Below are 12,464 nucleotides of genomic sequence, written 5' to 3'. Positions count from 1 at the left end.
GGCCTGCTGCGTTGCAGCTATTCCTTTGCTTGCTGTGATCGGGGAAATTTATTCATCTGAAACCTGACGCGGAACTGGGTCTCCATTGCCTTTGCAAAGGAGCCTTTTATGCCTGCTTTAAATCCGGACGTTGAAATTACGTGTGGCCCGTTACCGGCCTCGCAAAAAATATACATTCCCGGCACTCTTCATCCTGAAATTCGCGTTCCGATGCGCGAAATTTCGGTTCACCCCACGGCGGGCGAGCCGCCCGTGCGGGTATATGACCCGTCAGGCCCCTATACCGACCCGAATGTGACCATCGATATCCGGCAGGGATTGGCCCGGTTGCGCCAGCACTGGCATAAGAATAATGGAACAGTCACGTCGTATGACGGGCGGGATGTGCAGCAGGTTGATAACGGTGTGGCCCCGGGAACGCGCCACGCGGTAGAGGATTTCCCGGTTAAATACCGGCCATTTAGGGCCGTTGGCCAAACCGCGATCACGCAGCTTGCCTATGCAAGGGCCGGCATCGTGACACCGGAAATGGAATTTGTTGCCATCCGCGAAAATTTGGGCCGGGCACGGGCCATTAATGCCGCACGAACCGCCAAACGGGATGGCGACAGCTTTGGTGCCGCTATCCCCGATTTTGTTACGCCGGAGTTTGTGCGCGATGAAATAGCCCGCGGGCGGGCGGTTATCCCTGCCAATATCAATCATTCTGAAGCGGAACCGATGATTATAGGCCGGAATTTTCTGGTCAAGATCAATGCCAACATTGGCAATTCGGCGGTGACGTCGTCGATGGAAGAAGAAGTTGAAAAAATGGTATGGGCGACCCGGTGGGGGGCCGATACCGTGATGGACCTTTCAACGGGGCGAAATATTCACAACATCCGCGAATGGATTATTCGGAACGCGCCGGTACCGATTGGCACGGTGCCGCTTTATCAGGCATTGGAAAAAGTGGATGGCATTGCCGAAGACCTGACCTGGGAGGTTTATCGCGATACCCTGATCGAACAGGCTGAACAGGGTGTGGATTATTTCACCATTCATGCCGGATTACGCCTGCATCATATTCCGTTAACGGTGGACCGGGTAACAGGCATTGTGTCGCGTGGCGGTTCGATCATGGCGAAATGGTGCCTGCATCATCACCGCGAAAGTTTTCTGTACGAACATTTCGCCGAGATTTGCGACATTTGCCGTGCCTATGATGTGACCTTTTCACTGGGGGACGGGTTGCGCCCCGGATCGATTGCCGATGCCAACGATGCCGCACAGTTTGCCGAACTTGAAACCCTGGGGGAGCTGACCCAAATTGCCTGGGCAAAGGACTGCCAGGTGATGATCGAGGGGCCGGGCCATGTGCCGATGCACAAGATCAAACACAATATGGACAAACAGCTGGAAGTTTGTGGCGAAGCCCCGTTTTATACGCTTGGCCCGCTAACCACCGATATTGCACCGGGATATGACCATATTACATCGGGCATTGGGGCGGCGATGATTGGCTGGTTTGGCACTGCGATGCTGTGTTACGTGACACCGAAGGAACATCTGGGCCTGCCGGACCGTAACGATGTGAAAACCGGGGTGATTACCTATAAAATTGCCGCCCATGCCGCCGACCTGGCCAAAGGGCACCCGGCCGCACAAATGCGCGATGATGCCTTGTCGCGTGCCCGGTTTGAATTTCGTTGGGAAGACCAGTTTAACCTGGCATTGGACCCGGAAACGGCCCGGTCTTTTCACGATCAGACCTTGCCAAAGGAGGCACATAAGGTGGCGCATTTTTGTTCGATGTGTGGGCCAAAGTTTTGTTCAATGCGGATTTCACACGATATTCGTGCCGATGCCCAGAAAGAAGGCATGGCTGCCATGGCTGAAAAATACCGCGATGGCGGTGACCTTTACATGACCCAACCGGCACCTTGAGCAACGATTGACAATATAATAGCCTGGCCTGCAATCAGGAATGATAAAGGCGGCCCGGTCATTAAGGGCCGCCTTTATTATGTTGGAACCTGTTTATGATCGGAAAATTACAGCACCGTCAACATGCTGGCGACCAGCGGGTGGCGAACAATATCCTTGTCGCGCAGCTGAACACAGGCAATATCTTCGACATGTTGCAGACGATCTGCCATTTCCGAAAGGCCCGACAGTTCTGGCAGAAGGTCGGTTTGGTCGGGGTCGCCGGTCAAAATCATGGTGGAGTTCCAGCCCAAACGGGTGACCAGCATCTTAAGCTGGCCATAGGTGCAGTTTTGGGCTTCGTCGATGACGACAAAGGCGTTGTTGAGCGTGCGGCCCCGCATATAGCCGATGGGGGCAATTTCAATGGTGCCATCCGATAAGTAGGTCCGCAGGCGTTTGTTGCCCAACCGGTCGTTCAGGGCATCGTATAGCGGGCGAAGGTAGGGGGCCATTTTGGCTTCGACATCGCCGGGAAGAAAACCGATATTTTCGCCTGCTTCAACAGCCGGGCGGGCCAGGACAATACGGCCAATGTCCCCGGCATCAAGGGCTTCGACGGCTTTGGCAACGGCAATATAGGTTTTACCGGTACCCGCCGGGCCAAGGGCAAGGACCAGGTTGAAATTATCGATTGCTTCCATCAGGGCTGCCTGATTTTCGCTTTTTGGCCGGATATGGCGGCGGAAACTTTGATCGCGATGTGTTGGGGGCACAGTCTGGCCCTGCTCTGCCAAGGGGTCCCAGGTCGATTTGTTCTCGTCGAACAGTTCGTGGATGTTGCCATCTGACTGTTGCGGATGGCTCCGACGGCGTGCTGCGCGCTTACCCATGATGATCACCTCGCGATTTGAAGTCAAAGCCGGCCAAAACACATGAAATTTCGCCGGCGTTCGACTTACGTTGTGCAAAAAAGCAAAACGCGCCATTCCAGTGTTGGAAAAGCGCGCGAACATTCTTCATCTTGTAAATAAGAGGACGGCTAGGAAAGGTGCCGGACCCTAATGCATTTCGCATCTGCGATCCGGGGGGAGAAAAGATACGATGTGAGACGCTGTTTTGCGGCACTCGTTTGTCCCCTTTTGAGTTCGGCTCCTGACCGAACACCAGAATCCTACGCCTGCATGTCGGGGCTTGTCATCCTTTTTTGCATTGTTAAATTTGAATGAATTCGCAAACGGTCTGTTTTCAAATGTTTATCTTGCAGCTGCGAACAAAAAAATTGCTTCGCTGCGGCATAAAAACAGTGATTTGTCGGAACGGGCGGTAAAATTTGACTGCTTTTATGGCGGGGTCGGGCCGTGTCGTTGTTGGCATAGCGGCGGCAGGGTGTGTTTTTGCCCCTGAATGGCGCGCATCATGCCCGATATGACGATTTCATTGTGGTATCATGGCTAAAAATCAGTACAGTGCGCCGCAATTGAATGTCTCAGGATTATTGGAACCACCATGTCGTCGATCGACCATCAGGTCTCGCGCCGCCGGACCTTTGCCATCATCTCGCACCCCGATGCGGGTAAAACCACGCTGACGGAAAAGCTGTTGCTGTTCGGCGGTGCCATTCAGATGGCCGGTGCTGTCAAGGCAAAGAAAGAACAGCGCGGGGCGCGTTCGGACTTTATGAAAATCGAACAGGACCGTGGTATTTCGGTATCCTCGGCGGTGATGACGTTCGAGTTTGAAGATAACATCTTCAACCTGCTTGATACGCCAGGCCACGAAGATTTTTCCGAAGATACCTATCGGGTTCTGACCGCCGTTGACAGTGCGGTGATGGTGATTGACGCCGCCAAGGGCATCGAAGCCCAGACACGCAAGCTGTTTGAGGTTTGCCGCCTGCGTGATGTGCCGATCACGACGTTTGTGAACAAGCTGGACCGCGAAACGCGGGATTTCTTTGAACTGATGGACCAGATCGAACAGGATCTGGCGCTGGATGTGACGCCGGTAACCTGGCCGATTGGGTCGGGCCGTGATTTTCATGGCTGTTATGACCTGATCAACGACCAGATCCTGTTCATGGAAAAGGGCGGCAAGGTTGTTAAGGAAGCCATTCAGATTAAAGGTCTGCATGACCCGAAACTGGACGAGCTGGTGCCGGATTATCTGGTTGCGCAGTTGCGTGAAGATGTGGAAATGGTGCGCGAAATGTGCCCGCCATTCGACATTGAATCGTATCGCGAAGGCCATTTGACCCCGGTGTTTTTCGGTTCTGCCATTAACAATTTCGGTGTGCGTGAATTGTTGCGTGGCATTGCCGAAAATGCACCCACCCCGCGCCCGCAAGAAGCCGCAACCCGCACGGTCAAGGCTGACGAAACCAAGGTTTCGGGCTTTGTATTTAAAGTGCAGGCCAATATCGACCCGAACCACCGTGACCGTATTGCCTTTATCCGGTTGTGTTCGGGGCATTTCAAACGCGGCATGAAATTAAAACATGTGCGTGCGGGCAAACAAATGGCGGTGCATAACCCGATGCTGTTTTTTGCCAATGAACGCGACATTGCCGAGGAAGCCTGGCCGGGTGATATTATCGGTATTCCCAACCACGGTACGCTGCGCATTGGCGATACCCTGACCGAAGGCGAAGACTTGCGCTTCCGCGGTGTGCCGGCCTTTGCGCCTGAATTGTTGCAAAAAGTGCGTCTGGATGACCCGTTAAAGGGCAAACATCTTCAGCGTGCGTTGGAACAACTGGCCGAAGAAGGTGCTTCACAGGTGTTCAAACCCATGATGGGGGCGGACTGGATTGTCGGTGTGGTCGGTCAGCTTCAGTTTGAAGTGTTAAAGGAACGCATTGCTGCGGAATATGGCATCAAGGTTCATTTTGAACAGACACCAGCCTATGCCGCACGCTGGGTGATGTGTGATGACCCGATCGAACTTAAAAAGTTCCGCGATACCAACCAGTCGGCCTTGTTTGAAGACCATGACAAAACCCTGGTGTTCATTGCCCGCAATGCCTGGCATCTGGAAACAGCGCAGCGCGACTGGCCGAAATGCAAATTTGAAGCTACCCGCGAACAGAATATGGTTTTGACCTAAGAGTTTTGGATGTTTCTATTAAAAACCCGTTAGCTTTATAAGGCTAGCGGGTTTTTTGTTAGTATATTTTATAGTTTGTGCTAAGTTTTAGTTTGAATTTTTTCAAGTTGAAAGGCTGAATGCTGTGTTTCAGTTCACGAATGAGGCGTTTTCTATTCTTTCATTTTTATTTCCTGGATACTTGGGGTTTAGAATTTACTTCATAGATAAGTCTTGGAATAATTTGTCGCCGATCAATGTTTTCTATGGAAGTTTAGTTTTCTCATTTTTTTCTTATTTGATTGTGTTTGGCATGGTTTATGCCTTTTTTGACTTAAATTTTGTTCTTCAAAGCTATGTTTTTGCGCTGATAAGTACGCCGATAGCGATTGTGTTGGGTTTGTTATGGCGTCTATTTGGGCACACAAGATTTCACAAATTTTTGTATAAAATCAAAGTTACCAATGAAGATAATAATTCATCTCCTTGGATGCAGTTGTTTAATAATCCTCAAGTTTCTTTAAGCCAGATAACTGTTCATATGAAGAACGGTGTTTCACTTAAATGTGATGACACGTCGTATTTTTCAAAGGAAGAATGGATGAAAATAGGGCTTTATTCTCACTATACTTGTGCGGAGGGTGATGTTTATTTTATTGCCAATAGAATTCGAACAGAAGAATCTGGAGAATGGGTGAAAGTTGAGGATCTTCATGTTGAAGATCCATGGGGAGTGAAAATACAGTGGATACCTGTATCTGAAATATCTCGCGTTGAGGTTCGCGCAGTCAAAGCTACTTAGGCGGAGTTCCATTGTTAGGAGTTGGGGTGCTAGTTTGACTGTTTCCAGATGTTTGGGTTGGAGTAATTCCGCGTTGTGAGGGGGATTGAGACGTTGGTGACGGACGTACGCCATCATTAACAGTAGATGGACGATAACCTTTATGTCCGAGGTCTTTGGTCATGTGTAAGCTCCATGCTAAGTGAGTTTTGAATTCCGTGAATTTTAATTGTTATAGTTTATAATATTTTTCTCTGTTTTTCAGCATTAAATATAGCGCATGGTGAATTGATTCAATTTCGGAGATATTTATCATTATGATCCGATAAAATAGCGGCCAAGGGCCACCAGGCCCATACCCGCAATCATGGCGGCAAAAAGGTTGCGGGTGGCGACCATGGCGATCAGGGTTGCTGCTGCCCCGGTCATGCCAATCACCCCGGCAGAAAGAGCACTTGGCACCCAGACCGAAATTAAAACCGCACCGGGCAGACGTTCAAGCACATGGGCCCAGCGCCCGGTTTGTGGCAAACGGTCTGCCATTAAAAGCCCGCCCAGACGCATGCCATAGGTCACAACAGCCATGCCCAGAATGGTCAGGATGGCTTCGGGGGTGAAGGTCATGAAATCGGTCATGGGTTATTCTCCGGCGCGCGGGGAAGGGGAATAGGGACCATCAGTGGGGCTAAGGTCGGTTTGCGGGCGTGTTGCATCGTTATTCTGGTTGCCCGGTGTGTCGCCTTTCCATGTTAATGCAGAAACCACTACACCGGCCCCTGCACCTGCCAGAATGGACCATGTGCCAGGCAACAGGTAATGACCAACGATCGAGCCAATGGCGGCTGCGATCCAGGGCAGCAGGTCGGCCTGACCTTTCCACATGCCTACCGTCAGTGCGGCAAAAATGGCGGTAAAGGCAAAATCAAGCGCATAGACATTGGGGTCGGGAATACCACCCGCCAGCAAATAGCCCATTGTGTTGCCCGTCCCCCAGACAATGGCAAGAAAAATGCCGCCGCCCAAAAGGAAACCCGGTATTGGCGTTTCTTCCTGTGCCATGGTCATGGCCCAGTTTTCATCGGCCACCATATGCATCCCGCAAATTTTAACCCATAACGGGCGACCCCGAAAAACCGGACGAAGGGACGCCCCGATCAGCACATAGCGCAGATTAATGACAATGGTGGCGACAATGATGGTGAGCGAGGGAATGGTTTCACGCCACAAATCGACTGATACGAACTGTGCCGAACCGGCAAAGACGGTCAGGCTCATGAATAACAGTTCACCGAGGCTTAGGCCGCGCTGGGTGGCAAGCACCCCCAGAACCGCGCCAAAAATAAGCGTGCTTGGCAACAGCGGCAGACAGGCAATGGCACCGCGCCGAAGGGAGGCAGCGGTAAAATGCGGAGCGGATGACATGACGTTTTCCCGACATTTCTTAAAGGCATTTATCATTGGAATGATTTATGCCCGCCTTCGCCCGTTCTGATATTGAACGAAATTGCTGTTATCGACGATTGGCGATAAAAATACCGGGGCTAACCCCCCACATGATTTTGAAATGCCGGCTTAAATGGCTTTGATCGGAAAAACCGGTGGCCGCGGCGGTATCGGCAATGCTGTGACCATCAAATAACATGCGTTTGGCCCGGCGCAGGCGCATGTGGTTAAGGTAAGTATGCGGCGGTAAACCGGTGGCATCGCGAAAAACGCGCAATAAATGAAAACGGCTTAATCCGGTAAGTGTCGCCAGTGTTTCCAGCGATATGTTTTCTTCTTGATGGGCCATCATATAATCAATGACCGTGCGAATGCGTCTGTCTTCGGCACCGGGTTGAAAGTCAAACGGCGGGGCATCGGCATGGCGCAGGGCCAGGCGGGCAGCGCTGTATAAAAGCTGGCTGTCGCGTTCGAGGGTGCTGGTTAAATGCCGGGTTTCGGGCAGAAACATGCGGTGCAGTTTTTGCAACTGCAAATGCAGGGCCGGATCGTCGATGACATGCTGGCTGAAAAACGGCAGGCCCTTGCTTTTGGGTGATATTTCATCGACCAGACCGGCAAAGATTTGCGGGGCAATAAACATGATTTGGTAATGATAACCTTCATCACAGGCCGGGCCGCCATCATGTACCTGCATCGGGTTCATCAATAACAACTGACCCCGCCGTGCAACATGGCTGGTGCCGCGTGTCAGAAACTTTTCGGCCCCGTTCAGGATCGTGCCAAAGGCGTAATAATCGTGGCTGTGTTTGGGAAAGGTAAAGCGTTTATAGTCGGCTTCAAACAGGTCAATACCATCCGCTGCCCGCCAGTGGCGCGCATGTTCGCGTGTATAATCACGCGGGTTTTCTGATCGGTGCCGGGCGGCACTGCGCGGTTGGTTTGAACGGGTCATGGGGCAAGTATAACGCGGTTTTCGGGTGTCAGCTTGCACTATATTGATGCGATACAATTTCACCGATGAAACATGAAATGCGCTGTATTTGAAAACCGGTTCGGCGTGATAGCACCGGTATCAGGCAGGCTTTCGTTGCCGGGAAATTCCATATGAATGCACGTAAACTTACGATTCGCCTGAAGTTTAAAGCGCGGATGCGGAAAATATTATTCCTGCCCGGAAGAATAGGTTCGTTTGATGCGTATTTATGCGGAAAAAAGTTCGTTTGATGTTTTTTAGCTGGTCGTTCCGGTCATAAAGCGGCTGAAACATGATCTTCATGGAAGTGTTACAAAAACGGCGCCGGTTTGGCTGTAAGTCAACAACCTGAACGTTTTTTTACCGAACCTTCGGAGACGTCATGTTGTTTGACCGTATTCGCATTAGCCATCGCATTTATGCAGGTTTTTTAATTCTGGTGTTGATGCTGCTGGGGTTAAGTGCGCTGTCGTCATGGTACTTGCTGGGGTTTGCCGGTGATGCCGACCGCATTGCCAAGCGAACAGAACTGGTCGGCCTGGCCAATGATTACGCCCTGAAGCTGGAACGGCTTTCAAACCAGGTATTGCTGTATGCGCAAACGGTGGATCCTGAAGTTCGCAGCGAGATTGCCACCATTCAGGACAACGCAATTTCCAGCCGCGAAGACCTGACCAGCGCCCTTATTGCGATTGGGGATGATGACAAGGCCAATGACCTGAAGGTGCTGGCGGAAAAATATATTGCCACGCTGGAGCCGCTGGTATTGCGTGCCGAAAACATGACGGCATCGGCAGATACCATTTTGCTGGGTGCCAACCAGATGGGCGGTTCATCGTCGGATCTGGTGTCGTTTATCAATAAGCGTGATCCTGAAATTGCCGAAAAATATGGTGATCGCCTGTCGAAGGATAATTTAAGCGCAATTGTGAGCAATCTGGAATACGCCATTGTTCATACGCCCGCGGCCCTTGAAACAGCCCGTAATGCCACGTCGTCACTGACCGATTTGCACGAGGAAATCAAAACGGCGATGGGGTCGTTAAAGCGCGCGGATAAAAAGCTGTTTTCATACGCTACGCGCGACAATGATTTGTTAAAACAGGGGGCAAACCAGCTGGAAGGATCGTTTAGCGGATTTAGCCAGTCGATGAATGATTTTAAGGCGGCTGTGCGCGAAGTACAAAAAATTACCGGCCAAATCCGTGCGGAAGCGATTGCCGGACAGAATGAACTGGTAGAAGCGGTTCACGGCAAATCCGAAAGCTCGGCCATGACCAATATGGTAGTGGCGATGGTTGGGGCGTTGATTGCCATTTTACTGGCAGCAGGAACCGCAACCAGCATTTTGCGCCCTCTGCGCCGGGTGAATGGCGATATGTCCCGCCTTGCCACCAACGATACCAATATTGACCTTGCCGACATTGCCCGCCGTGATGAATTTGGTGTCATGGCACGCACCGTTTCAATTTTTCGCGATAACGCCCTGAAAATTGAAACCATGGCCGAAGACCGCATTGAATTGCAACGCCAGGAAGAAGAAAAACGCCGGGCATCGCTGGGCGGCATGGCCGAAACCATTGAGGGTGAAACATCGGGGCTGGTTGAATCGGTTTCGCGCCAGGTAAACCGGATGCGCGATGCCGTAAACGAAGTTTCCGCCGCCGCCGACCGGGTAAACGGCCAAACCGAGGCCGCAACATCCGCTGCCGATCAAAGCCGGGAACATGCCCAGTCGATTAGTGATGCGGCAACCCGGTTGTCCGGTGCCATCGGGTCCATCGCCGGGCGGGTGGACCGCCAGCGCACCATCGCGCAATCGGCTGTGGATAGTACGCGTGAATCGGCCGCTGCCGTTGATGATTTGCGCACGGTTGCCAGCAGTATTGAACAGATGGTGGACCTGATTCGGGGTATTGCCGCCCAGACCAACATGCTGGCAATGAATGCCACCATCGAGGCCGCACGGGCGGGTGAAGCCGGGCGTGGATTTGCCGTTGTGGCGGCCGAGGTTAAAAACCTGGCCGGTCAAACTGCCGAAGCGACCGAGCAGATTACCACCCATGTTGGGGCCATGGGCAATGTGACCGACCGTTGTGTTGCAGCGATGGAAAATGTGGGTGTTACCGTGCGCGACATGATGGCAATTTCAGATGAAGTTGCCGGGGATGTGAAACAGCAGCGCCGCGAGACAGAAGAAATTTCAATTGCCATTCGGGCGGCCAGTGATGCGGCAAAAAATGTGGGTGATGCGATTTTGGAAGTATCGCGCGATATTGACCATACCCGCAGCCTGAGCCTGGATTTAACCGGACACGCCGAAGATGTAACCGCCCATGTAAGCGAACTTACCCTGTCGTTGAACCGGGCGGTGCGCGATGCTGCCGAAAAAGATGATGGCGATGGCAAGGACCCGCGCGTTATGGCAGGGCGTGATATTCGCGTGACGTTTCATGATCAGGGCAAAATGACACAAACCAGCCTGTATGACCTGTCGATTGGGGGGATTTCGGTTACCCCGTCGCAGGACTGGGAACGGGGACGCAAAATGGTGGTTGAAATTGCCGGTCTTAAAGGGCGCTATAACGTTGAAGTCATGAGCCGCAGGGGCCTTGATGCACCGAAAATGCGGTTGAAATTTATCGACCCGCTGGAGCAGCGCGGCGATCTGGTGATGTTTGTTGCCCGTATGTGGCAAAAACACCTGACCGACGCCAATGTTATCGTGGACGATGCAGACCGGCTTCGTGCCGAAGTCGCCAATGATTTATATGCCGATTCCCGGCTGATTGCCGGATAACGCCGAACGGTGCCTTTGACGAGTTTGAAATGATGGCAGGCCGGGTGACGATATGTTCGTCGCCCGGCTGTTTTTATGCCAAACGGGTGATTGTGCAGCGTTTGGACATATACGTCATGGTGGGGCCGCATTGGACCGTACAGTTTGATACAATGACGTACAATTTTACACTCGTACATTTTTGCAGTGGGTGGCAGTGTAATTCCAAGGGCGGTTTTCAAAAACCGGGCAACGGGTTTTTAATTTCTTTCAAACCTGTTGAGGGGCTTTTCTCGATTTGAATTCAGGGGACGGGACATTCGATGTCACGAATGGTTAGGCTGATTGTGATTTTGGTGGTGGCGGTGGCCATTGGCGGTGGCTTGATTGCCTATCGCGATGGCAAACTGCCGTTCCTGTCTGGTGATGGACCGATTATTGTTCAAAACGAAGCCGGTAGTGGTACTGGGGCGGGCAGCCCTGCCAAACCGGCGTCATCGGGCCCGGCTTTGCCTGTTATCGCCGAACATGCTGTTTTAACTGCTGATAATACGGTGGTCGAAGCCGTGGGTACGGGCCGGTCTGCCATGGGGGTGCAGCTTTACCCGCCCGTCGCAGGCGAGGTTAAAGACGTTCTGGTTCATGCAGGCGACCAGGTGAAACGCGGACAGGTGTTGCTGATCCTTGATTCCGCACGGGAAAAACTGGCGCGTGACCTTGCTGCTGTTCAGGTGCGGGATGCCAAACAGATGCTGGATCGTTACGAAAAAGCCCGTCCCAAGGGGGCTGTCTCCGATAGTGAAGTTGACGAAGCCCGCACCGCTCTGGCCGAGGCGCGCATTCGCCTGGATCAGGCCGGGGTCGATCTGGATGATCGCACTGTTTTGGCCCCGTTTGACGGGATGATGGGTATTCCTGCCGTCGAAGCCGGTGACCGGATCGATACAGGCACCATGATTGCCACGCTTGATAACGTTGAAAGCGTGCTGGTGGATTTTGAGGTTTCAGAAACCCGGTTTCGCGATGTGCAACCGGGCCAGTCCCTGCGCGTGGAAACATGGAGCCTGCCCGGCGAGAAATTTGAAGGTGTGGTAGATGCCATTGGCAGCCGGGTGGACCCCGAAAGCCGGACCTTTAGCGTACGTGCCCGCATCCCCAACCCCAGTGGGCGGTTACGCTCGGGCATGTCTTTTGCCGTTTATATTGATATTGCCGGTAAGTCTTATCCATCCGTTCCTGAAATTTCGGTTTTGTGGGGCGATGGCGGCACCTATGTCTGGCGGATCGAAAATGGAAAAGCCAATCGGGTGCCGGTACGCGTGGTGAAGCGTACCAATGGCCACATATTGCTTGATGGCCCCGTTGCAGAAGGCGACCTGATTGTGGTGGAAGGCGTTCAGCGCCTGCGGCCGGGGCGCGATGTTGCCGCCACCATTCGCGGGGATGAACAGCCGGGCATTGCACAACGAAACGAGTCTTCAGACGGGGGCTCCTGA

General features: G+C 52.5%; 9 protein-coding genes. 5 read left to right on the top strand and 4 right to left on the bottom strand.

Annotated features, from left to right (window positions below; all coding sequences use genetic code 11):
* Nucleotides 1-108 precede the first annotated feature (108 nt).
* Nucleotides 109-1,926, top strand: a complete 1,818-nt coding sequence (thiC, locus tag J4E05_RS08810; protein WP_349594391.1) for a phosphomethylpyrimidine synthase ThiC — start codon at nucleotides 109-111, stop codon at nucleotides 1,924-1,926.
* Between the two features lie 107 nt (nucleotides 1,927-2,033).
* On the opposite strand, the gene J4E05_RS08805 is transcribed toward thiC, so the two are convergent.
* Nucleotides 2,034-2,798: a PhoH family protein gene (locus J4E05_RS08805; protein ID WP_085588759.1), complete on the bottom strand. Its 765-nt coding sequence runs from the start codon at nucleotides 2,796-2,798 to the stop codon at nucleotides 2,034-2,036.
* Nucleotides 2,799-3,414: 616 nt separating this feature from the next.
* On the opposite strand from J4E05_RS08805, the gene J4E05_RS08800 reads away from it, so the two are divergent.
* Both J4E05_RS08800 and J4E05_RS08795 read left to right on the top strand, forming a co-directional pair.
* On the top strand, nucleotides 3,415-5,010 hold the full coding sequence (locus tag J4E05_RS08800; protein ID WP_349594387.1) for a peptide chain release factor 3: 1,596 nt from the start codon (nucleotides 3,415-3,417) through the stop codon (nucleotides 5,008-5,010).
* Nucleotides 5,011-5,134: 124 nt separating this feature from the next.
* Nucleotides 5,135-5,791 (top strand): hypothetical protein, encoded by a 657-nt coding sequence (locus J4E05_RS08795; protein ID WP_349594385.1) that lies wholly within the window; start codon nucleotides 5,135-5,137, stop codon nucleotides 5,789-5,791.
* 294 nt (nucleotides 5,792-6,085) lie between these two features.
* Here J4E05_RS08795 and J4E05_RS08790 read toward each other — a convergent pair whose 3' ends face one another.
* From J4E05_RS08790 to J4E05_RS08780, 3 genes are all read right to left on the bottom strand, one after another.
* Nucleotides 6,086-6,406, bottom strand: a complete 321-nt coding sequence (locus J4E05_RS08790) for an AzlD family protein (RefSeq protein ID WP_349594382.1) — start codon at nucleotides 6,404-6,406, stop codon at nucleotides 6,086-6,088.
* A 3-nt stretch (nucleotides 6,407-6,409) separates the two neighbouring features.
* Nucleotides 6,410-7,192, bottom strand: a complete 783-nt coding sequence (locus J4E05_RS08785; protein WP_349594379.1) for an AzlC family ABC transporter permease — start codon at nucleotides 7,190-7,192, stop codon at nucleotides 6,410-6,412.
* Nucleotides 7,193-7,280: 88 nt separating this feature from the next.
* Nucleotides 7,281-8,168 carry an AraC family transcriptional regulator gene (locus J4E05_RS08780; protein WP_349594376.1) on the bottom strand — a complete coding sequence of 296 codons (888 nt, stop codon included), beginning with the start codon at nucleotides 8,166-8,168 and terminating at the stop codon, nucleotides 7,281-7,283.
* Nucleotides 8,169-8,571: 403 nt separating this feature from the next.
* Here J4E05_RS08780 and J4E05_RS08775 point away from each other — a divergent pair, with 403 nt between their 5' ends.
* Together J4E05_RS08775 and J4E05_RS08770 are read left to right on the top strand one after the other, a co-directional pair.
* Nucleotides 8,572-10,989, top strand: coding sequence for a methyl-accepting chemotaxis protein (locus tag J4E05_RS08775; protein WP_349594373.1), 2,418 nt, complete (start codon nucleotides 8,572-8,574; stop codon nucleotides 10,987-10,989).
* A gap of 302 nt (nucleotides 10,990-11,291) precedes the next feature.
* Complete coding sequence (locus tag J4E05_RS08770) at nucleotides 11,292-12,464, top strand: efflux RND transporter periplasmic adaptor subunit (protein ID WP_349594370.1); 1,173 nt, start codon at nucleotides 11,292-11,294, stop codon at nucleotides 12,462-12,464.

The organism is Thalassospira sp. NFXS8 (assembly GCF_040148805.1).
Taxonomy (GTDB): Bacteria; Pseudomonadota; Alphaproteobacteria; order Rhodospirillales; family Thalassospiraceae; genus Thalassospira.
Note: the sequence above shows the minus strand (reverse complement) of the source record. Positions and strands in the feature narration are given on the sequence as shown.

What these genes read in the sequence shown, in the direction of transcription:
- J4E05_RS08780 (WP_349594376.1), bottom strand. Translation starts at nt 8,168, where the DNA reads ATGACCCGTTCAAACCAACCGCGCAGTGCCGCCCGGCACCGATCAGAA.
- J4E05_RS08800 (WP_349594387.1), top strand. Translation starts at nt 3,415, where the DNA reads ATGTCGTCGATCGACCATCAGGTCTCGCGCCGCCGGACCTTTGCCATC.
- J4E05_RS08770 (WP_349594370.1), top strand. Translation starts at nt 11,292, where the DNA reads ATGTCACGAATGGTTAGGCTGATTGTGATTTTGGTGGTGGCGGTGGCC.
- J4E05_RS08785 (WP_349594379.1), bottom strand. Translation starts at nt 7,192, where the DNA reads ATGTCATCCGCTCCGCATTTTACCGCTGCCTCCCTTCGGCGCGGTGCC.
- J4E05_RS08790 (WP_349594382.1), bottom strand. Translation starts at nt 6,406, where the DNA reads ATGACCGATTTCATGACCTTCACCCCCGAAGCCATCCTGACCATTCTG.
- J4E05_RS08805 (WP_085588759.1), bottom strand. Translation starts at nt 2,798, where the DNA reads ATGGGTAAGCGCGCAGCACGCCGTCGGAGCCATCCGCAACAGTCAGAT.
- thiC (WP_349594391.1), top strand. Translation starts at nt 109, where the DNA reads ATGCCTGCTTTAAATCCGGACGTTGAAATTACGTGTGGCCCGTTACCG.
- J4E05_RS08775 (WP_349594373.1), top strand. Translation starts at nt 8,572, where the DNA reads ATGTTGTTTGACCGTATTCGCATTAGCCATCGCATTTATGCAGGTTTT.